General features: G+C 53.5%; 1 tRNA gene. It reads left to right on the forward strand.

Going from position 1 to position 583, the window contains the following annotated elements:
* Nucleotides 1-156 precede the first annotated feature (156 nt).
* Nucleotides 157-232: transfer RNA gene (locus DW180_RS10115), tRNA-Ile, on the forward strand.
* The last annotated feature ends 351 nt before the right edge of the window (nucleotides 233-583 follow it).

Consider the following 583-nt stretch of genomic DNA (forward strand, 5'->3'; position numbering starts at 1 on the left):
TTCATATAGGCACACAAGGTCAAAGGCGGCACCATGATCCTCCTGGTTGACAAGATCGTGCGTTGAACGGGCGGCGCGTGCATGGTAGTATTCTTCGTCGTGGTTCAAGATAGGGAAGCGGTTCTTACGCCCTCTATCGCAGCCGCCACCTTACAAGGGCTCTTGGCGCAACGGTTAGCGCAGGGGACTCATAATCCCTGGGTTCTGGGTTCGAATCCCGGAGGGCCCACCACCATCTACCAGCGGTTTCTCTGATATTTAGTCGATCAGGGAAACCGCTTTCGTTTTGGATTATCCTTCTCAAATCCTCGTGTTTCTTCTGTCTATCCACCACTAAACACCACAACTCTATGCGGAAGCTCAGGCCTGTTTCTTAACAATGGCAGCAATATCCACCCGCAAAGCAACCTGTTTGCCCACTTTCGGACACCCTGGGCAGGGTGTCCGAAATACCGTCGCCACGAAACCGGGGCATCTACTACTTTTTAACCCGACCCCTCGACCACAACCTTTGTTTCGCGAAAACCGCAAGCCGTCTACCTGCGGTTTTTATTTTGCCAGCGGCGGTGTGGTCGAGGGGTGC

Origin of the sequence: Collinsella sp. AM16-21 (assembly GCF_003471905.1) — a bacterium.
Classification (GTDB): domain Bacteria; phylum Actinomycetota; class Coriobacteriia; order Coriobacteriales; family Coriobacteriaceae; genus Collinsella.